Here is a 21,670-nt window from a genome sequence, read left to right as displayed (position 1 = left end):
TCAAGCACCGCCCCGTGCGGTAGGAGGCCGAGCCGACCTATGTCGAGCGTTTACTGCACGCAGTGCGGTCACGCCGTTGCGGATGATGCCCGTTTCTGCTCCCACTGTGGAACCCCCGTCCGCAGGGCCGACCAGCAGAGCCCGCCGTCCAACACGGGCGGGGAATCCGCTGGGGGAGACGTCACTTCGACCATCTCCATCTCCGGAATACAGGCTCTGGAGGATGAGGAGGCGGGCGAGGATCTCGGCGGCGACGATCCCGCCAGTGCCGACGCGTTGCCTCCGGGCACCGCACTACTCGTGGTCCGACGTGGCCCCAACGCCGGTAGTCGTTTCCTGCTGGACAGCGACGTGACCACCGCCGGGCGCCACCCCAACAGCGACATCTTTCTCGACGACGTCACCGTCTCCCGGCGCCATGTGGAGTTCTTCCGCAGGGGCAACGGGTTCGGGGTTCGTGACGTCGGTAGTCTCAACGGCACCTACGTCAACCGGGAACCGGTGGACGAGGCCGAGCTGGGCGGCGGGGACGAGATCCAGATCGGTAAGTTCCGGATGGTGCTGTTGACCAAGCCTCGCCGATGATGGGTCGGTGACCACGGTCGACGGGGGTGGGAGGGCCGAAGAGGTTTGCGGCCCCCCACCTCCGGAGAGCTTTGTAACGAAGGGTGCCGATTTCGCCCTCGGGTCCTGATCCAACGGGGGAGCAGGGACGAGTGCCCAGCCGGCATGACGACTCGTGGGACGGAGACGCTGTGAAGCACATGGAGGTCGTCGGCGTCCGGGTTGAGATGCCCTCGAACCAACCGATTGTCCTGCTCAAGGAATCCGAGGGTGACCGCTACCTGCCGATCTGGATCGGTGGAGTGGAGGCCACAGCCATCGCCTTGGCCCAACAAGGGGTCGCGCCCGCCCGACCTCTCACGCACGACCTGTTCCGGGACGTGCTCGACGCCTTGGAGACCGGCCTGGAGACGGTGCGGATCACCGGGCTCAGCGATGGCATCTTCTACGCCGAACTGGTCTTCAGTAATGGTGCCGAGGTCAGTGCACGCCCCTCGGACTCCATCGCCCTGGCTCTGCGGACCGGCACCCCGATCTACGCGCACGAAGACGTGATCGACGAAGCGGGGATGCCGATACCGGACGAGCAGGAGGACCAGGTCGAGGCGTTCCGGGAGTTCCTGGACAACATCTCGCCCGAGGACTTCGGTCGACGCAGCACCTGAGAGAACGCAAGGGCGGGGCCCGCGCACGGCGTGGGCCCCTCTTGCTTGCACGAGCCGTGCCGCCGGCCGTCATGGTCAAGGACACGGCTGTGACCTGCGACTTCATCATCGGGGTCAGTGGTAGATTGGGATGAGGGAATGGATGCGGAGACCACAACCGAAATAGCCCGGTCCCCTTGGGGGGCGGGGCGTGTCGGTGGGTCGGAGCCGTCACCGCGCGTACTTGGCGACGCGCCGGGCGGCCTCGTTGACGCTGCCTTGGCGCCGCCCTACCGTCAGTGCTGTGGAACCCGCGGCGCGCCCATTCCTTGAGTGGACCTTCCCCTGTCGATGCCGCCGTGGGACGAGAAGCCGGAGGTCGGCGTGGCGGTAGCGAGCGGCAAGCGGGATCCCCATGACAGGCGGTCCGCGCTGCGGCTAGCGGGGCAGCAGGGCCTACTGTGCGAAGAGGACGTGATGGCGCTGCCTATGGACGTCGGGTATCGGGGCCCAGCGGCTTGTACGGCCGCCGGGATCACCTATCGACAGCTCGACTACTGGGCCAGAACCGGCCTGGTGGAGCCGAGCGTGCGCACAGGAGCCGAAAACGCGCCTCTGTACAGTCTTCCGGACATCCTGATGCTCAAGGTGGCCAAGCGCCTCCTGGACACCGGGATCTCCCTGCAGCAGATCCGTACGGCCGTCGATCACCTGCGCGGCCGTCCCGCCGGGGAGCTGTCCCGCATCACCCTGATGAGTGACGGGGTGAGCGTCTACGAGTGCACCTCGCCCGATGAGGTCGTCGACCTCCTGCAACGGGGGCAGGGCATGTTCGGGTTGGCGTTGGCGAACGTGGCCCGTGAGCTGGAGGAGGCCCTGGGGGTCGTCCCGGCCGAGGCCCGTTCGGATCTTCCCGCCCCCGACCCCCAGCCCGTCGACGAACTGGCCCGACGTCGACGCGAACGCCGCACCGGCTGAGCCCGGTTCGAAGGTGTGCCCTGGCTCGCCGCCTCGGGGCCCGATCGAGTACCGTCGTCATGACAACAGGGGCGAAAGCCGACATTCTCCCCTGCTTGAATGCATGTACAGAGCGTCAGCAGGCTTTTGACAGCGCGCGGGAGAGACCCCGCCAGTACGGGGCGCCGACGGGGCAATACTCCCCAGTAACCTCTCAGGCACCATGGACCGCGCGAAAGAGGCCGCTCTGAAGCCGGGCACCGTCGTGCCCGGTGACAGAGGGGGAGACCGTGAGGAACACCGCCGATCGAATCGGCCCTGTCACCAGGAGGTCTCCGTGCCTGACCCGTCGAACGTTCCGACCACGGGAGCACCGGCCCGGGTCTTCGCCGACCGTCACATCGGCCCCACACCCACCGAAACGGCGGAGATGCTCAAGACCGTGGGCTACGGTTCCACGACCGAGCTCATGAGCGCCGCCGTACCCGAGTCCATCCTCACCGGCCCCGGAGCCAGCGCCCCGCTGGCCCTGCCCGAGGCCGCGGGAGAGGCGGAAGCCCTGGCGGAGCTGCGTGCCCTGGCCGGCCGTAACCGCCCCCACACCACACTCATCGGGCTGGGCTACTACGACACGCTCACCCCGCCGGTCATCCTGCGCAACATCATGGAGAACCCGGCCTGGTACACCGCGTACACGCCCTACCAGCCGGAGATCTCCCAGGGCCGACTCGAAGCCCTCCTCAACTTCCAGACCGCGGTCTCGGACCTGACCGGTCTGCCCATCACCGGCGCCTCACTGCTGGACGAGGCCACGGCCGCCGCCGAGGCCATGACCCTGGCCCGACGCGCCTCCAAGGTCAAGAGCGACGTCTTCGTCGTCGACGCCGACGTCTTCCCACAGACCCTCCAGGTACTGCGCACCCGTGCCGAGCCCCTGGGCATCGAGGTGGTCGTCGCCGATCTGACCCAGGGCCTGCCCGAGGGCGAGACCTTCGGCGTCCTGGTGCAGTACCCGGCCTCCAGCGGCGCGGTCCGCGACCCGAGCGCGCTCGTCGAGCAGGCCCATGAGCGCGGTGCGCTCGCCGTGGTCGCCGCCGACATCCTCGCGCTGACCCTGCTGCGCAGCCCCGGTGAGCTGGGCGCCGACATCGCGGTGGGCTCCACCCAGCGTTTCGGTGTGCCGCTCGGCTTCGGCGGCCCGCACGCCGGTTACATGTCCGTGGGCGAGAAGCTGCGTCGCCAGCTGCCCGGTCGCCTGGTCGGGGTGTCCGTCGACGACGTCGGCAGACCCGCCTACCGCCTGGCCCTGCAGACCCGCGAGCAGCACATCCGTCGGGAGAAGGCCACCAGCAACATCTGCACCGCCCAGGTGCTGCTGGCCATCATGGCCGGCATGTACGCCGTCTACCACGGCCCCGACGGGCTGCGCGCCATCGCCCGTCAGGTGCACACCCGTACCGCGGCCCTGGCGGACGCGCTCACCCAGCGCGGCTTCGAGGTCGTCCACACGGACTTCTTCGACACCCTGCGCGTGCGCGTGCCCAGCGCGGACCGCGTCCTGGAGCGGGCCCTGGAGTCCGGGATCAACCTGCTCGCCGTCGACCAGCGCACGGTCGGCCTGAGCGTGGACGAGACCACCACCGTGGACACCCTCGGCAAGGTTCTGGCCGCCTTCGGGGAGGCCGACCGCGGCGCCGATCGCGGCCCGGTGGCCGTGGACGGAGCCGCCGACCGGCTGCCCGTGGACCTGGCCCGCGGCGTCGACTACCTCTCCCACGAGGTCTTCAACACCCACCGCAGCGAGACCTCGCTGCTGCGTTACATGCGCCGTCTGGCCGACCGCGACCTGGCGCTGGACCGCACGATGATCCCGCTGGGCTCGTGCACCATGAAGCTCAACGCCACCGCCGAGATGGAGGCCATCACCTGGCCCGAGTTCGCCGGACTGCACCCGCTCGCCCCGCTGGACCAGGCGGCCGGCAGCGTGGCGATCATCCGCGACCTGGAGGCCTGGCTGGCCGAGGTCACCGGCTACGACGCGGTGTCCCTTCAGCCCAACGCCGGTTCCCAGGGTGAGCTCGCCGGTCTGCTCGCCATCCGCGGCTACCACCGCTCGCGCGGGGAGGCCCACCGGGACGTGTGCCTGATCCCCAGTTCGGCGCACGGGACCAACGCGGCCAGCGCCGTCATGGCCGGCATGCGGGTGGCCGTGGTGGCCTGTGACGACGACGGTAACGTCGACCTGAACGACCTGCGCGCCAAGACCGACAAGCACGGTGAGGACCTGGCGGCCATCATGGTCACCTACCCCTCCACCGCGGGCGTGTACGAGGACACCATCACCGAGGTGTGCCGATCGGTGCACGAGGCCGGTGGTCAGGTCTACGTCGACGGAGCGAACCTGAACGCCCTGGTGGGTTGGGCCAAGCCGGGCGAGTTCGGCGCCGACGTCAGCCACCTGAACCTGCACAAGACCTTCTGCATCCCGCACGGTGGCGGTGGCCCGGGCGTGGGCCCGGTCGCGGTCCGTTCGCACCTGTCGGGCTTCCTGCCCAACCACCCGGGCCAGCCCGAGGCGGGTCCGCACACCGGGGTCGGCCCCGTCTCGGCGGCGCCGTTCGGTTCGGCGGGCATCCTGCCGATCTCCTGGGCGTACGTGCGCATGATGGGGGAGCAGGGGCTGCGTTCGGCCACCGAGACCGCGGTGCTGTCGGCGAACTACATCGCCAAGCGGCTGGAGGCGTACTACCCGGTCCTGTACACCGGCGAGGGCGGCCTGGTGGCGCACGAGTGCATCATCGACATCCGTCCGTTGCAGAAGGCCACCGGGATCAGCAACGAGGACGTCGCCAAGCGGCTGATGGACTACGGTTTCCACGCGCCGACCATGTCCTTCCCGGTCAACGGCACGTTCATGGTGGAGCCGACCGAGAGTGAGAACCTCGCCGAGCTGGAGCGGTTCATCCAGGCGATGATCGCCATCCGCGGCGAGATCGACAAGGTCGCCAAGGGTGAGTGGGACGCGCAGGACAACCCGCTGCGCGGCGCTCCGCACACCGCGGAGGCGCTGACCGCCGACGAGTGGGACCGCGGCTACACGCGTTCCGAGGCCGCCTACCCGCTGCCGTCGCTGCGTCAGGACAAGTACTGGCCGCCGGTCGGTCGGATCGACCAGGCCTACGGTGACCGCAACCTGGTCTGCTCCTGCCCGCCGCCGGAGGCCTTCGAGCTCTGAGCGAGGTGAGCGGGGTGTCGGCTTCGGTCGGCGTCCCGCTCTTTTCCGCACCTTTGAGAATCTACGTCGTAAAGGCATCGCTTCGGATGGGTCGACACGCGACATCCGGTACCAGGACGCCGCTCTCGACATCGACCGGCAGGTTAGAGTTACGGCGAGCCGAACACCCGCGCCGCCCACCGCGCCACCTCGCCCCCACGGAAAGCCTCACATCATGACCACGACGTCCGGACCTTCCGCACGCCCTGGACCTTCCGACCCCCCGCCCCAGGCGACCGACCCCGAGGACGTCGAGGACACCGGAACCGACGGGGGAGACGCCGCCGACCTGTGCGACCAGGCCCGTGACCTCGCCGAGAACGGGCACCTGAAACGGGCCGCGAAGCTCTATCGGCAGGCGGTGGCCGCCAACCCGCACCCCAGGGTGCAGGCGCGGGCCCTATTGGGGCTGGCCGTGGTCCAGGACCAGCGCGGAGACCTGGCCGCCGCGCGGGAGGCCGCTCGTAGGGCGCTGTCCACCGGGGACACCCGTTACGCGCCCCGCGCCGCCTACCACCTGGCGCTCTCCTTGGAGCAGGAGGACGCGCACGGGGAGGCCGCGCGGGTGTGGGAACGGCTGCTGGGGTTGGGCGGGGCCGCCTACACCGCGGTGGCCCGCTACGGGCTGGCCCGGGAGGCCGAACTGCGCGGTGAGCACACCGAGGCGGAGGAACACTGGGAGGCCGCCCTGGAACTGCCGCCCGAGGACGAACCGATGAGCCGCCTGCACGCCACCACCGTCCAGGACGCCGCCCGGGACCTGGCGGGGCGCCTGCTGGACCGGGGACAGGCGGAGGCGGCGTCCGCCGCGGTGGAACGCGGCCTGGCCGTGGGCGACGATCCGGGGCTGCGTCTGCTGCGCGCCGCCACCTACCTGGAGCGGGCCATCACCGACGTCGCCGCGGTCGCCGACCCGGGCACCGACGACGAGCGTGGCCGCCCGGAAGCGGGGGCCTCGGGCGCGGCGGTGGAGCTTCTCGCCGGGCTGTTGGCGTTGCGGGGCGAGCCGGACGGGGCGGCCCGGGTCTGGCGTGCCGGGTTGGAGAACCGGGACGGTGAGACCGCGGAGGAGGTGCGGTGGCGCCTGCGCCGCTCCTTCGCCCAGCCCAGGGGCGAGGACGGCGAGGAGGTGCCCGAGCCCTGGTGGGAGGGGTACCTGGAGGAGGCGGTGGCGACCTCCAGCGCGTCCGCGCTCGCGGGGGAGCTCTTCGCGGTCGTCACCCAGATGCACGCGCTGTTGGCGGTGCCGGTGGTGGAGGGTGAGTCGCGTCCGGCCGCGCTGCGCGCCGCCATGGAGCAGGCCCTGCGCACCCCCGGCGAGCTGGTGTGGGGGGAGGACGTGCACGCGGACTTCCGGCGGCGGCTCGCCGAGGCGATGGGGGAGGACGTGCTCCCCGAGGGCTGGCCGGACGGTTCCTGACCCGTTCGGGCACACCTCACCGCCCGGGATTTCGCGGTTCCCGGGCGGGAGAGGTCAGGGGATCGGGTGTTCGATGAGGACCGCGGGAGTCGATGGAAGTTCTCGACGCGCGCCGGTCAAGGGTCGACGATCGGTGATTCAGGCGGCGACGCGAGGACGGTGCGGAGCGACGACCGCCCCGTCGGGGAGGAGCTCACCGGTGTCGTCGAAGAGGACGACACCGTTGCAGAGCAGACTCCATCCCTGTTCGGGGTGGCTGGAGACGACCCGGGCCGCTTCGTGGTCGGTGTCCTCGGCGGTGGGACAGGAAGGTTTGTGGCTGCACATGGATGGACCCTTTCGGTCGTGTGCCGGTTGAGGCCAACAGTAGTGGCTGACGTCACATGCTGTTGTCGGTTTAGCTCGACAGGGACGCCGCTCTGTTTCTGTTCGCTCTCCACAGGTGAGACTCCCGCCCTGGTCGGCCGGTTCTCCCCGAAAGACTTCGGGCGTGTCCGAACCCGGACACGCCCGAAGGGGATCAGTAACCGCCGCGGGTGCGTCGTGCCGCCGGACGGCTGCGCATCCCCGCGCCCGCCAGACCACCGTGCTGGAAGGCCCGCACCAGTTCGCCACCAAGGTTGACCCCGGCACCCAGCGCCAGTCCCACGGTGATGGCCTCGGCGAGGCTGAGCATTCCCGCCACGGCGGTGCCCTGGGTGATCTCCATCAGACCCCGGTAGAGGATGCTGCCCGGAAGCAGTGGGGCGATCGAGGGGATCAGGTACGGCAGGACCGGCCGGCGGGTGCGTCGGGCCAGCCAGTGACCGACCACGCCCACGGCCACCGCGCCCACCACGGTGCCCACCACCGGGGGGACGTCCACCAGTGACCGCAGCCCCGCGTAGATCACCCAGATCATCACGCCCATGACGCCGATGCTGGGCAGCATCCGAGGCGGTACCGCCAGCGAGATCGCGAAGGCCATCGCGATGCCGGCGGCGCCCACCAACACCGCGACGTTCAGGGCGGTGCCCGCCGACGGCAGGTTCTCCAGGTTCAGGTCCACGCCCAGACGTACCGCCGTGTAGGCCACCGCGCCCACACCCGAGACGATCGCCCCCAGTGTGAAGAAGGTCTCCAGCAGGCGTGCCGCCGCGGAGACGTAACTACCGCTGATGCCGTCCTGGAGGCTGGAGACCAACGGGCGCCCGGGCAGCAGCGCCATGATGTTACCGGTGATGATGGCGCCCGCTTGGAGACCGAGGCCCATGGTGGTGCTCACCCACAGCAGACCCACGCCGATGGAGGCGGCCACGGTGGCCGCCGCGACCATCTGGTAGAACTCCGCCACACCGCGCTTGGCGAGGAACACCGAGGTGCGGTCGCCCAGCACGGTGGCCAGGAACGCCACGGTCGCCACGATGAAACCGCCGCCCACCATGAGGCTGGCGCTGGAGGCGATGAGCCCGAAGCCCACCGCGATCAACCAGTTCGGGTAGGGCATGGGGGCCCGCCGGATCTGTTCCAGGCGGCCGGCGGCGTCCTCCAGTTCCAACAGCCCGAGGGCGGACTGTTGGACCAGGGTGTGCAGTTCGTTGACGCGGAAGTAGTCGAGGGTGCGGCGGCGCACCACCCGTTCGCCCGTCACCGGGGGACTGTCACCGCCCGGGTGGGTGGACAGGGAGATGGTGGTGAAGGTGACCGACACCTCCGAACGGGGCAGGTCGAAGGCGATCGACAGGCTCAGCATGGCCTCGCTGACCGCTTCGGTGCTCTCCCCACTGGCCAGCATCAGTTCGCCCACGCGCAGGACCAGGTTGATGGCCCTCGCGTCGGGAAGGTTGACGTCCTCGTCGTCGTCAAGGTCCGGGGTCAGTTCACGCTCGTGCTCGGCGCGCCAGTCGCGCATCCGGCTGAGCATGATCTCCTCGCTCGGCGGCCCCGCCCGCCCCCGCTTGCTCGGCATGGTTTTTCTCCGTCTCCCCCTCTTCGTCCGCACCCGGTGGTGATCCTGTTTCGATGGCCACCAAGGGGACGTCGTACCCAACGGCGGGGTTCGCCTTTCCGGTCCGGATGGCGCTGGTGAGTTCGCTCACCCAGGCCATCCTGCCAACGCGCGCCGTCGTGCTCTACGGTCGACGCGCCGTCATCCGGCGGCCGACGATGGGTTCTCCCCCGGTGTGACCAGGCCGTTCTCATAGGCGTACACGACGGCCTGGACACGGTCGCGCAGCCCGAGCTTGGTAAGGATGCTGCCCACGTGCGACTTGACGGTGGTCGCGCCCAGGACGAGATGGCCGGCGATCTCGGAGTTGGACCAGCCGCGGGCGACCAGCGCCAGCACCTCGTGTTCGCGGGTGGTGAGGGGGTCGGCGTCGGGCTCGGTCGCGGCCTCGGGGGCGGGCAGCAGGGGGACGAAACGATCCAGGAGGCGACGCAGGACGGTGGGGGAGACCACGGACGAACCGTCGACGACCAGGTCGATCGCGGCGATCAGATCGCCGGGAGGCACGTCCTTGAGCAGGAAGCCGGAGGCGCCGGCGCGCAGCGCCTCCACGGCGTATTCGTCCAGGTCGAAGGTGGTCAGCGCCAGGACACGCACCTGGTGTCCGAGGCCGTGGGCCCACTCGACGATCTCGCGGGTGGCCTGGATCCCGTCGACGCCGGGCATGCGGATGTCCATGAGGACGATGTCGGGGAGCAGGCCGCGGACGGCCCGTGCGGCCTCGCGGCCGTCGGAGGCCTCGCCCACCACGGACACATGGGGGACGGACTCCAGGATCATGCGGAAACCGGCGCGGACGAGAGGTTGGTCGTCGACCAACAGGACTGAGACGGGCACGGGGCCGATTCTGCCGTACGGGGTGGAGTGCCGGGGCCGGCTCAGGCGGTGGGCAGCGGGGGCGGGGTGCCGCCGAACTCGGGGCACAGGGCCTGGTGTTCGCACCAGCCGCAGAGCTTGCTGCGTTTGGGTTCCCAGCGTCCGGCCCGTCCGGCGGCCTCGATGCGTGCCCAGATGTCGCCGATCTCGGCTTCGGCGGCGGCGAGCTCGTCCTCGGTCGGGTCGTACCAGCGCACGGAGCCATCGCCCAGGTACATGAGTTGGAGTCGGGCGGGGACCACGCCCAGGTCGCGCCAGATCATGACGGCGTAGAAGAAGATCTGGAACTTGGCCTTGTCCTCGAAGCGGGGGTGGGGCGATTTGCCGGTCTTGTAGTCGACGACGCGGATCCGTCCACCGGGTGCGACGTCGAGGCGGTCGACGTAGCCGCGCAGGCGAAGACCGGTGGGCAGGGACACCTCCAGGCGCATCTCGCGTTCGCGGGGTTCGAGGTTGGCGGGGTTCTCCAGTTCGAAGTAGCGCTCGACGAGGTCGCGGGACGACTGGAGCCAGTCGTCGAGGCCTTCGCCGTCGGGGAAGAGGTGGTCGGCGACGTCGGGTTTGCTGTCGCGGATCTTGTTCCACTGGGGGTCGACGAGGCTGAGGGCGGTGCGGGTGGTGCGGGTGTCGGCGGGCAGTTCGTAGAGGCGCTCCAGGCAGGCGTGGACCAGGGTGCCGCGCAGCGCGGCGGCGCTGGGAGCCTCGGGGAGGCGGTCGATGGTGCGGAAGCGGAACAGCAGCGGGCACTGGAGGAAGTCGGAGGCTCGGGAGGGCGACAGGGCGCTCGGCAGTGGCGGCACGGTGGTCATGCCCCTCAGCCTATGAGAGTGAGCGCCTGGTGGGGGTTGGCGTGGTGGGGCCCGGTACCGGTGGGGCCCGTCACCGAACACGCCATAGTGTGGGGTTCGTGAGCAATGGCAGTGATCCTTCCGCGACCAGGTCCGACCCCCGTTCCCGGAAGCCGGGGTTACTGCTCGGTCGGCCGTTCGGCGTACCGGTGTACGTGACGTCGTCGTGGTGGATCGTGGCGGTGCTGATCACTCTGGTCTACGGGGGCATCGTCCAGTCCCGGTTGGCGTTGGGTCCCTCGGCGTACCTGTTGGCGTTCGTCTTCGCGATCCTGTTGTACGCGTCGGTGTTGGTGCACGAGTTGGCGCACTCGGTGGTGGCGCGGTCGTACGGGTTGCCGGTGCGGCGGATCGTTCTGTACGTGCTGGGCGGGGTGTCGGAGATCGACCGGGAGGCGCCCACCCCCGGTAAGGAGTTCTGGATCGCCTTCTCGGGGCCGTTGTTGTCGCTGGTGCTGGCGGCGGGCGCGTTCGGGTTGGCTCTGCTGGCGGACCCGTTCAGCATTCCCGGTGAGCTGATGTTCCAGTTGTGGATCGCCAACCTGTTGGTGGGCGTGTTCAACCTGTTGCCCGGGTTGCCGTTGGACGGTGGTCGCCTGTTGCGCGCGGGGGTGTGGAAACTGACGGGGCGGCCCCACACCGGGAGCGTGGTGGCGGCCTGGGGCGGTCGGGTGCTGGCCCTGCTGGTGGCGGCGTTGCCGTTCCTGTTCGCGTGGAGCGCGGGTGGTACGCCGGGACCGTGGGCCATCGTGTGGGGCGTGGTGTTGGCCGGGTTCATGTGGATGGGTGCTTCGGAGGCGTTGCGCAACGCGCGGGTGCGGGCCCGTGTTCCGGGGCTACGGGCACGGGAGTTGGCCCGCCGGGCGGTGGTGGTGCCCGCGGATCTGCCGTTGGCGCAGGTGGACGTACGCGCCGGGGAAGTGGACGCGGAGGCCGTGGTGGTGGTCGATGCCGGGGGCACGCCGGTCTCGGTGGTCCATCCCACCGCGGACGAGGCGATCTCGAAGGCGCGGCGGGCCTGGGTGCCGGTCTCGGACGTGTCCCGGGCGTTGACGGAGCATTCGGTGGTGTCGGTGGGGTTGGAAGGTGAGGAGCTCCTGGACGAGCTCACCCGTCACCGGTTGCCGGAGTACCTTGTGGTGGCCGAGGACGGTGGGGTGTTCGGGGTGATCCGGGCCTCGGACGTCAACGCGGCGATGGCGGGTCGGGAACGCCCTTAGCGCTGTGACCGGGGGTGGTGGCTGTTCTTCGCCGGGGGTCAGCGTCGGGCGCCTTGGGGCCACAGGACCGTGACGGGGCGGTCCAGGGCGCGGGCGTAGGCGACGACGTCGGCGGTGCCGCCGGGGCCGCGGGCCGGTAGGCCGTCCCAGACGGCGAGGAGCCGGTCGCTCTGTTCGACGAGGAGGCGGCCGGCGGCCATGTGCGAGTGGGGGTCGGAGACGGCGTGCGGTAATTCGTGGACCAGGACGGATCGGGCCAGGAACCGGTCGTAGACGGGGTGGTGACCGGGGGGCAACGCGGAGCGGTAGCCGGCCGCCGGGATGACGGCCTCCAGCGGGGCTCCGGCGTCCAGGACGGCCTCGGCGAAGAGGGCGTCGGCGCCGTCGGCGAGGCAGGAGAGGCCCACCAGGGCGTGTCCGTAGGGCTCCAGATGGTCCTTGACGAGTGTGGCGACGTGTTCGCTCACCTCAGGGGTGAGGTTGCGGTGCCCGGTGATGCCGATGCGGATCACATGACCTCCCAGTTCGTTCGCTTTCGCCGCGTTTCTACCCACTGGGGATGCCGATAACGAGAGCGGCGAGTCGGGTGTCGAGTTCGTTGACGCGCTCGGCGTGGGGGCCGCGGTAACGCCTGCGGAAGGCGCGCACTCGGGACACGACGCGTTCGGAGGCGAAGCGCACCCCGGTGTCGAGGGCTTCCTGGGCCAGGCGGAAGGCCTCGTCGACGTCTCCGGCCTCGGCGTGGGCGGAGGCCAGTTCGACCTTGAGGACGGCGGACTGCTTGACGTTGCGAGAGGACGGCGCGACGGCGTCGGCGAAGGCGGCGCGGGCCTCGTGCGGGGTGCGTAGACGTACGCCCACCAGGGCGCGGTAGCCGGCGACCTTGGTCTGGTCGAAGACGAACACCCAGGGCCATGGGGGGCGGGCGTTGTCGGGGCGGTCGACGTCGCGTTCGGCGCGGCGGATGGCGCTCGCGGCGGAGGTGCGGTCGCCGATGCCGGCGTGGGCGAGGGCGCCGATGCAGGCCAGCCAGGCGCGCGCGGTGGGGTGGGAGTCGGGGCCCAGGACGTGTTCGGCCTCTTGGACCAGCCCCAGCCCGAGTTCGGGGTCCTCGGCGGTCTCGATCTCGAAGGCGGCCAGGGAGCCGAGCATGTAGACGTCGAGCAGGCGCATGCCGGCCTGGCGGGCGCGGACGACGGCCGTGCGGTAGTGCATGCGGGCCGATCCCATGTCGCCGAGGTCGGCGTTGAGCCAGGCGGCGAATCCGGAGGCCTCGCTGGCGGCGGCGCTGAGTTCGGTGTGGAAGGGCGTCACGCGCGCATTCGTGAGCATCTGCTCGGTCAGGTGCACGTGCGCGATCGCTCCGGGCAGCAGGTGGCGTGCGGGTGAGGTGGCGTCCATGCGTCGTTGGCCGCCGGTGATGGCGCGCAGGGAGGGGGCGGTGTCCTCGTCGATGCCGTGGTGGACCTCCAGGCCGTTGATGGGACGGGCGGTGGAGGCCAGGAGGCCGCCCGCGGCGACGGCTTTCCCGAAGTCGCGACGTCTGGTGGGAGGCAGGACCTTGGCGGCGGCGCCCTCCAACGCGGTGTCTCCGCCGAAGCGGATCAGGTGCAACGGGATGTCGAGCCGCCGTGCCAGGTCCTGGACCTGGCTGATGGTGAGCGACTGCTGGCCGTTGACCACTCGGGAGACCCAGCTCTGCGAGTAGGTGAGTTCCCGTGCGAGGTCGCCCTGGGACCAACCGTGCGCGGTGCGCACGCTTTCGATGACCGTCGGCATGTCGCAGTTGGCCAGTGCGTCGGCCATGCGCGGTCGGGTCCACAGGTCCTGGGGAAGGCCGTCTGCTTGGGGCATGAGCCCAGGTTAGGGATCCCGGCGCGTCTTGGTGGCTATGTGCGAAAAAGAAGGGGTGATGCGTGATCCGCATACTGGTCATGCGGGCTCTCCGGGATGGGGCAGAGTGAACTTGTCGCTGGCCCGGCGGCGGTGGCCGCCGGGGCTGTGAGGAGGGAGAACACGTGACCGTGGAGACGCCATCGGCGGTCCTGCCCGGGGTGCCGCTCTCTCCGGCCTCACGGACCACCGACGCCGCCCGCAGGATCATGGGCGTGTTGTCGGCCGCCGAGGGCGGCTGACGTCGAAGACACACGTGGGCACGGGCCCGCGTGGCTGGACGGGTCGCACAGCGGTGCGACCCCGGGTGTGGGGTGGTGTTCGGGTGGTGGCCCGAATCCAGTCTCCCTCTGCGCGGGCTCCGAACCCGCCCGACACCCGAATCACCCGTCCCGGAGCGTGACCGGGTCGGTTGCCTCCACCCCCGGGCGCCTGGCGGTACCGTCCCCACTGTTCGCCAGGCGCCCCTCCCTTCCCTCGCTCCTCAGGAACGCGTGTTCCGCTCCCGGGCCCGATGGCGAACCACCGGGGCCGTGGGAAGCCGCGCCGTGGAGGTAGGGGATCAGGGCATTTCCAGAGCCTGGGCGGCGGCCAGGGCGGCGCCCACGATGCCCGCCGTGTTGCGCAGGGCCGCGGGCACGATCGGGGTACGGATGTCGAGCAACGGCAGGAACTTGTGGGCCTTGCGGCTCACCCCGCCGCCCACCACGATCAGGTCCGGCCACACCAGGTCCTCGATCACCCGGTAGTAGCGCTGTAGGCGCTCGTTCGCCCACTCGGGGTAGGACAGGCCGTCGCGTTCCTTGGCCCCGGAGGAGGCCCGTGACTCGGCGTCGTGCCCGTCGATCTCCAGGTGCCCGAACTCGGTGTTGGGCACCAGACGACCGGCCACGACCAGGGCGGTGCCGATACCGGTTCCCAGGGTGGTCATCAGGACCGTGCCGTGCACGCCCTTGGCCGCGCCGTAGCGGGTCTCGGCCAGGGCGGCGGCGTCGGCGTCGTTGAGGACCCGGACCGGGCGCCCCACGGCCTGGGTGAACAGGGCGCGCGCGTCGGTGCCCACCCAGGACTTGTCCAGGTTGGCGGCGCTGTGGACCGTGCCGTTCTGCACGACCCCGGGGAAGGTGATGCCCACGGGGCCGCCCGCGGCCTCGGGGAAGTGGTCGCAGATCCGCGCGACGATCTCGGATACGGGCTCGGAGCCCGACTCGTCGGGGGTGAGGATCTTGAGCCGTTCCCGGAGGAACTCACCGGAGTCCAGGTCGACGGGGGCGCCCTTGATGCCGCTGCCGCCGATGTCGATTCCCAGGCCCGTGGTCGGCTGTGACATGGGTGCTGTCTCCTGTGGTCCTCGTGTGCTGACGGGGGTCCGTGGCTCGGCTCCACGCCTGATCCTGCCCAACGAATTCGGTTTTCGCACGCGGAAGGGCGGAGTGGGCGAGGCTCGGGACGGTTCGTCGCGGTTCGGGAGGCCGATACGCTGGGCGACTGCCCGACCTGAACGCGATGTGGGAAGACGAGAGCGACGTTGACCGGTATCCATGGCCGCCGCGGCCCCTTCACCGATGGCGACACCGTGCAGTTGACCGACCCCAAGGGCCGGATGCACACCATCACCTTGCGTGAGGGTGGCGCCTTCCACTCGCACAAGGGCAAGGTCGACCACGACGATCTCCTCGGTGAACCCGAGGGAAGCGTCGTCACCTCCAACACCGGCACGGCCTACGTGGCCCTGCGCCCCCTGCTCATCGACTACACGCTGTCCATGAAGCGTGGGGCGACCATCGTCTACCCCAAGGACGCCGCCCAGGTGATGGTGGAAGCCGACATCTTCCCGGGCGCGCGCGTGGTGGAGGCCGGGGCGGGTTCGGGCGCCATGTCCAACTGGCTGCTGCGCGCGGTGGGGGAGCAGGGCATGCTGCACTCCTACGAGAGGCGGGCCGACTTCGCCGAGATCGCCCGCAAGAACGTGGAGAACTTCTACGGCGGACCGCACCCGGCGTGGCGGCTGACCGTGGGCGACCTGGTCGAGGAGCTCGACGAGACCGACGTGGACCGGGTGTTCCTGGACATGCTCGCGCCGTGGGAGTGCCTGGACGCGGTCGCCAAGGCCCTGATCCCCGGTGGGTTGGTGTGTTGTTACGTGGCGACCACGACCCAGCTGTCCCGTGTGGTGGAGGAGCTGCGCGAGGACGAGCGGTTCTACGAGCCGCGTTCGTGGGAGACGATGCTGCGCACGTGGCACGTGGAGGGGCTGGCGGTGCGTCCGGACCACCGGATGATCGGCCACACCGGTTTCCTGGTGGTGGCGCGTCGTCTGGCCGATGGTGTGGCGGCGCCCGAGCGGCGTCGTCGTCCGGCCAAGGGCGCCTACGGCAAGGACTACGAGGCGGCGCGCGCCGCCGCCTCCCAGGGCGTGGCCGCCTCCGCCGAGGCCGGGTCGGACACGCCCGCGAAGGAAACGGATCGGCCCGCCGAGTAGCGTGCGCGGTGCCCGTGCGAGGCCCGCTTCGGACAAGGTCCGGGGCGGGCCTCGTCGTTTCCGGTGCGGGGGTGTCAGTGCCGCGCAAGCCTGGGGAAACGTCTGGAATGCACTTGCCTTATTCCCGCCACGAAGGTTACTTTCTCATTACGTCGGGTCATCCGCTGCCAGCGTGACCTGCGTCGATGCAAGGTGTGAAAGTGAGGCTCCCGACACTCCTCGAAGCCAGGAGGTTAGGAAAGGGGCTGGGTAGGTAGGTTCCCGAGTAGTCGTCCTTCTCATAGGGAGGTGGCGGACGTGGCCGAGCGCGAAGACGAGCGTCAAGACGACCAGGACCGTGAAGTCGCTGAACTCACGGCTCAGGTCTCCTACATGGAAAAGGAACTCAGCGTGGTTCGGCGTAAGCTCGCCGACTCGCCCCGACATGTGCGTCTGTTGGAAGAGCGGTTGCGGGAGGCCCAGGCCAACCTGGCTGCCGCCAACGGGCAGAACGAACGGCTCGTCTCCACACTGAAGGAGGCGCGCGAGCAGATCGTGGCACTCAAGGAGGAGGTCGATCGGCTCGCGCAGCCGCCGTCGGGCTTCGGTGTCTACCTTGGGTCGCGCGAGGACGAGACCGTTGAGATCTTCACCAATGGCCGCAAGATGCGGGTCAACGTCAGTCCCTCCGTGGAACTGGAATCGTTGCGCCCGGGCCAGGAGGTCATGCTCAACGAGGCGTTCAACGTCGTCGAGGTGGAGTCCTTCGAGACCGTCGGTGAAGTCGTCATGCTCAAGGAGATCCTTGAGGACGGCGACCGTGCCCTGGTGATCTCGCATCACGACGAGGAGCGGATCGTGCGGTTGGCGGAGCCGCTGCGCGACGAGCCGATCAGGGCGGGGGACTCACTGCTGCTGGAGTCCCGGTCGGGTTACGTGTACGAGCGCATTCCCAAGTCGGAGGTCGAGGAGCTCATCCTCGAAGAGGTCCCCGACATCGCCTACGACGACGTCGGTGGTCTGTCGGGGCAGATCGAGATGATCCGCGACGCGGTCGAGTTGCCCTACCTGTACAAGGAGTTGTTCTTCGAGCACCAGTTGCGCCCGCCGAAAGGCGTGCTGCTGTACGGTCCGCCCGGGTGCGGTAAGACGCTCATCGCCAAAGCGGTCGCGAACTCGTTGGCCAAGCAGGTGGCCGAGCGCACCGGCAAGGACGTCGGCAAGAGCTTCTTCCTCAACATCAAGGGTCCGGAGCTGCTGAACAAGTACGTGGGCGAGACCGAGCGGCACATCCGCCTGGTCTTCCAACGGGCCAGGGAGAAGGCCTCCGAGGGAACCCCCGTCATCGTGTTCTTCGACGAGATGGACTCGATCTTCCGTACGCGTGGTTCGGGTGTGTCCTCCGACGTGGAGAACACGATCGTCCCGCAGATGCTCAGTGAGATCGACGGTGTCGAGGGGCTGGAGAACGTCATCGTCATCGGCGCCTCCAACCGCGAGGACATGATCGACCCGGCGATCCTGCGGCCCGGACGTTTGGACGTCAAGATCAAGATCGAGCGGCCCGACGCCGAGGCGGCCCGTGACATCTTCGCCAAGTACATCACCGAAGAGCTGCCGCTGCACGAGGAGGACCTGTCCGAGCACGGTGGTTCCAGCAAGGCCACGGTGGACGCCATGATCCAGCGGGTCGTGGAGCGGATGTACACCGAGGGCGAGGAGAACCGCTTCTTGGAGGTCACCTACGCCAACGGTGACAAGGAGGTCCTGTACTTCAAGGACTTCAACTCCGGCGCGATGATTGAGAACATCGTCTCGCGGGCCAAGAAGATGGCGATCAAGGACTTCATCGAACAGCAGTCCAAGGGCATCCGGGTCTCGCACCTGATGCAGGCCTGTGTCGATGAGTTCAGTGAGAACGAGGACCTGCCCAACACCACCAATCCGGACGACTGGGCGCGTATCTCCGGCAAGAAGGGCGAACGGATCGTCTACATCCGTACGCTCATCACCGGGAAGACGGGCTCCGACTCGGGCCGGTCCATCGACACGGTCGCCAACACCGGTCAGTACCTGTGAACACGCTCGCCGCGGTCGCGTACCGCTTCGGGGCCCGCCGGAGTCCTTCTCCGGCGGGCCCCGGCGTGTGCGCCCCCGGACTTCTCGCCCCTGCCCCGGATGCGGTCGGCCGGTTCGTGCGAATCTCGTCGCCCTTTTAGGCGAATCCGTCAGAATCCGTGGTGAGCTGTGCGGACATCTCGGGTGAAGACCTTTCGAAACGCCCGGGAAGACGGCGCTTAGGCCACAATTGGCGCGGAAGAGTTCAAGACGGCGCCCGGGCGGATAGCCTCTCAGCATGAGTGTGCGGCGGATTATGGGTATCGAGACCGAATACGGGATCTCCGTGCCGGGCAACCCCGGGGCCAACGCGATGGTCACCTCCACCCAGGTGGTCAACGCCTATTTTGCCGCCTCGGCGGCGCGGGCCAGGCGAGCCCGCTGGGACTTCGAGGAGGAGAACCCGCTGCGGGACGCGCGCGGCTTCGACCTGGCGCGTGAGGTGGCCGACCCCACCCAGCTGACCGACGAGGATCTGGGGTTGGCCAACGTCATCCTCACCAACGGTGCGCGCCTGTACGTGGACCACGCCCATCCTGAGTACTCGGCCCCCGAAGTCACCAACCCGCGTGACGCGGTGTTGTGGGACAAGGCCGGAGAGCGGGTCATGGCCGAGGCCGCGGCGCGGGCGGGTTCGACGCCGGGCATCGAACCGATCCAGCTGTACAAGAACAACACCGACAACAAGGGCGCCTCCTACGGGTGCCACGAGAACTACCTGATGAAGCGGTCGACGCCCTTCGGGGACATCGTCCGCCACCTCATCCCGTTCTTCGTGTCCCGGCAGGTGATGTGCGGGGCCGGCAAGGTCGGCATCGGTTCGGACGGGCAGGGCAGCGGGTTCCAGCTCTCCCAGCGCGCCGACTTCTTCGAGGTCGAGGTGGGGTTGGAGACGACCCTGAAGCGTCCCATCATCAACACACGGGACGAACCCCACGCGGACCCGGAGCAGTACCGACGACTGCACGTGATCATCGGTGACGCCAACATGAGCGAGCTCTCCACCTATCTGAAGATGGGGTCCACCGCTCTGGTGCTGTCGATGATCGAGGACGGGTTCTTGCAGCAGGACCTGTCGTTGGAGACGTCGGTGGCGGACCTGCGGGAGGTTTCCCACGACCCGGGGTTGAAGCACCGGTTGCGGTTGCGCGACGGGCGACGGATGACCGCCCTGGAGTTGCAGGGCGAGTACCTGGACCAGGCGCGCAAGTACGTGGAGGACCGGTTCGGTACGGACGTGGACCCCGACACCGCCGACGTTCTGGACCAGTGGGAGTCGGTGCTGACCGGGCTCGCGCGGGATCCGATGGATCTGGCCGACCGGTTGGACTGGGTAGCCAAGCTCAAGCTGTTGGAGAGCTACCGCTCCCGTGACGGTCTGGAGTGGTCGAGCCCGCGGTTGCAGATGGTGGATCTGCAGTACTCGGACGTGCGCCAGGACCGGGGCCTGTACAACCGGTTGGCGGCCCGTGGCCGGGTCCATCGACTGTTGGAGGAGTCGGAGGTGACCCGGGCGATCACCGAACCGCCGGAGGACACCCGCGCCTTCTTCCGTGGTCGGTGCCTGGCCAAGTACGCCGACTCGGTGGCGGCTGCCTCCTGGGACTCGGTCATCTTCGACCTGCCCGGCCACGACTCGTTGCAGCGGGTGCCGACCCTGGAGCCGTCGCGGGGCACCAAGGAGCACGTGGGCGCTCTGCTGGACGCCGCCGACACCGCGGAGGACCTGGTCGCGATCCTGGGCGGCAAACGCGGAGGCTGACCCCTTCCGAACGCGGACGTCCCCGCCCGCGGGTCGCGGGCGGGGACGTCGTGTGCGGGGGTCAGGTGCGCAGACGCACGCCCCAGCTGTTGAGCATGGGGTTGACCTCCTGGTAGTAGGTGGTGCCGCCGGAGGAGCAGTTGCCGGAGCCACCGGAGGTGACGCCCTGCGCCTGGCTACCGGAGATGAAGGATCCGCCGGAGTCACCGGGCTCGGCGCAGACGTTGGTGCGGGTCAGGGCCTGGACGGTGCCCTGCGGGTAGTTCACCGTCTGGTTGCGGGCCTGGATGGTGCCGCAGTGCCAGCCGGTGGTGGAGCCGGAGCGGCACACCTGGGAGCCGATCGCGGCCGCGCTGGATCCGCTCACGGTGGCGTGCCCGCCGGTGTTGTAGCGGCTGACGAGGTTGGTCAGGGTGAAGTTGGACGTGCCACGGACGAAGGCGGCGTCGTTGCCGGGGAAGATGGAACGCTCGAAGACGCCCTGCCCGTTGCCGATGCTGACGCCGGTGCCGACGCTGCCGCAGTGTCCGGCGGTGACGAAGCCGGGCTGCCCGGAGGAGTTGGTGGCGGCGAAACCGACCGAGCAGCGTCCGCCCATGGTGTAGGCCAGACCTCCGACGATGTCGGCGTAGAGCTCGGGCTGTTCGTTGGTGCTCTCCACCGTGACGTCGGCGGCGTCGACACCGGAGTCGGCGAGGAGGGCGTCCACGTCGGCCCCGGAGCCTTCCATGACCTCCAGGACGACCGTGTCACCGGCGATGTCGGGGTACCAACCGACGACGCCCGCGTCGGCCTGGGCGGCGTTGAGTTCGTCGACGATCTCTTGGAGACCATCGATGCCGTGGGTGACGACCTCGGCCTGGGCGCCGGTGGCCTCGACCGCGTCAACGGCGGAGGCGTCGGTGACCAGGACGGTCAGTTCGAGGCTGTCGGTGTCGAAGAGGGAGCCGCCGTAGGCGTCGGCCGCGGCCTCGGTGGCCTCGGCGTCGATCTCGAACGCCTCGGTCTGGGCTTCGAACAGGTCGGCGGCCTGGGACGGGGACAGGCCGAGGTCGCGCTCAAGGGCCTCGGCCATGCTGACGGCCTCGGCGTCGGGGGACTGGGGTGCGGGTGCCACGGGTGCCGCGGCGGCGGGGGTGGTGCCCAGAGCCAGGCCGAAGGCCAGGGCTCCGGTACCTATGGCGGAGACAACGGGGGAGGGTCGCATGGTCCCTACTCTCCTTGGGGGATTTGCGGGGGATCGGCGACCGATTCGACTCGGTCGCCGTTGTTCACCGAGACATCCGGTAAACAACGCCCAACCATAAGTGCACGTTTTGGTGAGGGAAAGACCGTCGAGCGGGAAAAGCATTCAAGGCGAAATCCGGTGATGGGTTGATAGGTCGGTTCCGGTCGCACTCCGTTGCGGTCGTGGGATCCCACCTTGCGATTACCGCAGACGGTCGATCACGGACCGAAACGGGCGCATTTCCACAAGAGGGGCAGAATGGCCACATGCGGACGTCGGAACCGGGTACCAACCGTGGTCACTCGGACACACCCCCGTAACACCTCTGGTCATGGGCGTACCCAGGGCCCGAGGAGGGGAGGACGGCGGCGCACCCGCGCGAATCGGGATCGGACGCGCCCTGGCCGGATGCGGCCAG

17 protein-coding genes and 1 riboswitch are annotated in these 21,670 nt (G+C 69.3%); of the genes, 9 read left to right on the top strand and 8 right to left on the bottom strand.

Translation table 11 applies throughout. From position 1 onward, the window contains the following. Positions 1 to 39: 39 nt before the first annotated feature. The 5 genes from BQ8420_RS05730 (at position 40) to BQ8420_RS05710 (ending at position 6,859) form a co-directional block, all read left to right on the top strand. The gene (locus BQ8420_RS05730; RefSeq protein ID WP_087096763.1) at positions 40 to 585 is read left to right on the top strand and encodes an FHA domain-containing protein; all 546 of its coding nucleotides are present in this window, start codon (positions 40 to 42) and stop codon (positions 583 to 585) included. 170 nt (positions 586 to 755) lie between these two features. Then, positions 756 to 1,229 carry a bifunctional nuclease family protein gene (locus tag BQ8420_RS05725; RefSeq protein WP_087096762.1) on the top strand — a complete coding sequence of 158 codons (474 nt, stop codon included), beginning with the start codon at positions 756 to 758 and terminating at the stop codon, positions 1,227 to 1,229. A 468-nt stretch (positions 1,230 to 1,697) separates the two neighbouring features. Then, entirely contained in the window at positions 1,698 to 2,186 is a 489-nt protein-coding gene (locus BQ8420_RS05720; protein ID WP_087096761.1) for a MerR family transcriptional regulator, read from the top strand. 127 nt (positions 2,187 to 2,313) lie between these two features. Continuing rightward, positions 2,314 to 2,406: riboswitch (glycine riboswitch) on the top strand. 96 nt (positions 2,407 to 2,502) lie between these two features. Further along, positions 2,503 to 5,400, top strand: coding sequence for an aminomethyl-transferring glycine dehydrogenase (gene gcvP, locus BQ8420_RS05715; protein ID WP_087096777.1), 2,898 nt, complete (start codon positions 2,503 to 2,505; stop codon positions 5,398 to 5,400). 214 nt (positions 5,401 to 5,614) lie between these two features. Then, positions 5,615 to 6,859, top strand: a complete 1,245-nt coding sequence (locus BQ8420_RS05710; protein WP_087096760.1) for a tetratricopeptide repeat protein — start codon at positions 5,615 to 5,617, stop codon at positions 6,857 to 6,859. A gap of 138 nt (positions 6,860 to 6,997) precedes the next feature. On the opposite strand, the gene BQ8420_RS05705 is transcribed toward BQ8420_RS05710, so the two are convergent. The 4 genes from BQ8420_RS05705 to BQ8420_RS05690 all read right to left on the bottom strand — a co-directional run bounded on the left by BQ8420_RS05705 (position 6,998) and on the right by BQ8420_RS05690 (position 10,531). Then, entirely contained in the window at positions 6,998 to 7,186 is a 189-nt protein-coding gene (locus BQ8420_RS05705; RefSeq protein WP_087096759.1) for a DUF5999 family protein, read from the bottom strand. Between the two features lie 193 nt (positions 7,187 to 7,379). Then, the gene (locus BQ8420_RS05700; protein WP_235005949.1) at positions 7,380 to 8,807 is read right to left on the bottom strand and encodes a threonine/serine exporter ThrE family protein; all 1,428 of its coding nucleotides are present in this window, start codon (positions 8,805 to 8,807) and stop codon (positions 7,380 to 7,382) included. A gap of 180 nt (positions 8,808 to 8,987) precedes the next feature. Next, entirely contained in the window at positions 8,988 to 9,683 is a 696-nt protein-coding gene (locus tag BQ8420_RS05695) for a response regulator transcription factor (protein WP_087096758.1), read from the bottom strand. A 41-nt stretch (positions 9,684 to 9,724) separates the two neighbouring features. Next, entirely contained in the window at positions 9,725 to 10,531 is an 807-nt protein-coding gene (locus BQ8420_RS05690; protein WP_087096757.1) for a PD-(D/E)XK nuclease family protein, read from the bottom strand. 98 nt (positions 10,532 to 10,629) lie between these two features. Here BQ8420_RS05690 and BQ8420_RS05685 point away from each other — a divergent pair, with 98 nt between their 5' ends. Then, positions 10,630 to 11,790, top strand: a complete 1,161-nt coding sequence (locus tag BQ8420_RS05685) for a site-2 protease family protein (protein WP_087096775.1) — start codon at positions 10,630 to 10,632, stop codon at positions 11,788 to 11,790. A gap of 38 nt (positions 11,791 to 11,828) precedes the next feature. On the opposite strand, the gene BQ8420_RS05680 is transcribed toward BQ8420_RS05685, so the two are convergent. From BQ8420_RS05680 to ppgK, 3 genes are all read right to left on the bottom strand, one after another. After that, positions 11,829 to 12,302, bottom strand: coding sequence for a hypothetical protein (locus BQ8420_RS05680; protein ID WP_087096756.1), 474 nt, complete (start codon positions 12,300 to 12,302; stop codon positions 11,829 to 11,831). 34 nt (positions 12,303 to 12,336) lie between these two features. Further along, positions 12,337 to 13,596: a helix-turn-helix transcriptional regulator gene (locus BQ8420_RS05675; RefSeq protein WP_200815817.1), complete on the bottom strand. Its 1,260-nt coding sequence runs from the start codon at positions 13,594 to 13,596 to the stop codon at positions 12,337 to 12,339. Positions 13,597 to 14,245: 649 nt separating this feature from the next. Then, the gene (ppgK, locus tag BQ8420_RS05670; RefSeq protein ID WP_087096754.1) at positions 14,246 to 15,013 is read right to left on the bottom strand and encodes a polyphosphate--glucose phosphotransferase; all 768 of its coding nucleotides are present in this window, start codon (positions 15,011 to 15,013) and stop codon (positions 14,246 to 14,248) included. Positions 15,014 to 15,211: 198 nt separating this feature from the next. Here ppgK and BQ8420_RS05665 point away from each other — a divergent pair, with 198 nt between their 5' ends. From BQ8420_RS05665 to dop, 3 genes are all read left to right on the top strand, one after another. Further along, positions 15,212 to 16,165, top strand: coding sequence for a tRNA (adenine-N1)-methyltransferase (locus tag BQ8420_RS05665; RefSeq protein WP_087096753.1), 954 nt, complete (start codon positions 15,212 to 15,214; stop codon positions 16,163 to 16,165). Positions 16,166 to 16,453: 288 nt separating this feature from the next. Further along, on the top strand, positions 16,454 to 18,223 hold the full coding sequence (arc, locus tag BQ8420_RS05660) for a proteasome ATPase (RefSeq protein WP_087096752.1): 1,770 nt from the start codon (positions 16,454 to 16,456) through the stop codon (positions 18,221 to 18,223). Between the two features lie 277 nt (positions 18,224 to 18,500). Then, positions 18,501 to 20,024: a depupylase/deamidase Dop gene (gene dop, locus BQ8420_RS05655; protein ID WP_087096751.1), complete on the top strand. Its 1,524-nt coding sequence runs from the start codon at positions 18,501 to 18,503 to the stop codon at positions 20,022 to 20,024. A gap of 61 nt (positions 20,025 to 20,085) precedes the next feature. On the opposite strand, the gene BQ8420_RS05650 is transcribed toward dop, so the two are convergent. Then, positions 20,086 to 21,231 carry a S1 family peptidase gene (locus BQ8420_RS05650; protein ID WP_087096750.1) on the bottom strand — a complete coding sequence of 382 codons (1,146 nt, stop codon included), beginning with the start codon at positions 21,229 to 21,231 and terminating at the stop codon, positions 20,086 to 20,088. Positions 21,232 to 21,670: the final 439 nt, after the last annotated feature.

The organism is Nocardiopsis sp. JB363, assembly GCF_900143625.1.
Taxonomy (GTDB): domain Bacteria; phylum Actinomycetota; class Actinomycetes; order Streptosporangiales; family Streptosporangiaceae; genus Nocardiopsis.
Note: the sequence above shows the minus strand (reverse complement) of the source record. Positions and strands in the feature narration are given on the sequence as shown.